At 51.8% G+C, this 1,319-nt stretch carries 1 protein-coding gene; it reads right to left on the bottom strand.

Annotated features, from left to right (window positions below; genetic code table 11):
- A partial coding sequence (gene tnpC, locus H8K32_RS19900) for an IS66 family transposase (RefSeq protein ID WP_186914370.1) occupies positions 1-1,241 on the bottom strand: 1,241 nt, incomplete at its 3' end.
- Positions 1,242-1,319 lie beyond the last annotated feature (78 nt).

Below are 1,319 nucleotides of genomic sequence, written 5' to 3'. Positions count from 1 at the left end.
GGATCGTTAAGGTAATGTGTCAACGCCGACCAGCGATTCAAACTGTATTCGATTGCCTTGAAGGTAGCACCACCACCAGGGACTCGCTGACGTTGAACCAGTAACCATTGATGCAAGGCGTCTACAACTGGCTTGGCTTGTGTTTGACGAATGGCTAATCGTTGCGCTGGATCGAGCAAACTTGCTTCGCGTTCCACGTCGTAGAGTCGCGCATATAAATCCAGTACCTCTCCAGCTATCTGACTACTGTGATTTGCCCATAGCTCATGGAATTTGCGTCGGGCGTGCGCCATACATCCGGCCTCCGTGATTCCGGATTTGAACAGCGCCTTATAACCTGGAAAGTCATCGCAGACGAGGGTGCCTCGCCATCGCCCCAGGAATTGTTCTGCATGCTTGCCGCCACGGCTCTCTGCAAAGTCAAATACCACCGATCTCATGCTACTTAACGGTGTACTGCAATAACTCCACAAGTAGGCCCGGTGCGTCTTCCCATGTCCAGGCTTGAGCATCGGAAGTGGCGTTTCATCAGCATGCAACACCGGTTGAGTCAATAATTCTTGTTTCAACGCATCCACCAACGGTTGTAGCGCAACACCGCAACGGCCTACCCATTCGGATAGCGTGGAATCGGGAATGGCTAATCCAGACCGTTCAAAGATGCCGCTTTGGCGGTACAGAGGAAGGTGATCGGCATATTTAGCGACAAGTACCTGAGCCAGCAATCCGGAGGTCGGGATGCCCTTATCGATGATTTGTGCAGGTACCGGCGCTTGTACCAATGTTTCGCATTGATGGCAGACCCACTTGCCACGAACATGGCGCTCTACCGTGAATACGCCGGGTTGGTAATCGAGTTTCTCGGCTACGTCCTCACCGATCCGTTTCATTTGGCAACCGCACTGACACAACGTTGAATCCGGTTCATGGTGAATGTCAGTGCGCGGCAGTTCTGCCGGGAGTCGGACGCGTTTGGGTTGCTGTTTGGCTGGTTCTGCTTGCAGGGGATTTGTCAGTGCCAGTTGCTCCATTTCGGCAGTGACGGCCGCTAAGTCGGTGTCGAGCGTTTCGAACAGTTCACGCTGCTGTTCGCCGGTATAAGCTTCGCTGGTCGCTGCAAATTTCTGGCGTTTAAGAATAGCTAATTCATGAGTCAGTTTGGCGTTCATCGCCTGCTGATGAATCAGCAACTGAATCAGTTGTTCTTTGGTGTAATCGTCGATGGCGGTAGCAAAGTTCATGTCTGGCAGTGTGCCAGAGCAGAGGTGATTTAATCAAAGACGTTTACAGAAGTTTACAACTTTGTGGTCTCAGTACTA

It is taken from the genome of Cognatundibacterium jejuense (genome assembly GCF_014284255.1).
Classification (GTDB): domain Bacteria; phylum Pseudomonadota; class Gammaproteobacteria; order Burkholderiales; family Burkholderiaceae_D; genus Undibacterium; species Undibacterium jejuense.
The sequence above is the reverse complement of the archived record's forward strand: the minus strand, read 5'-3'. Positions and strand labels throughout refer to the sequence as shown.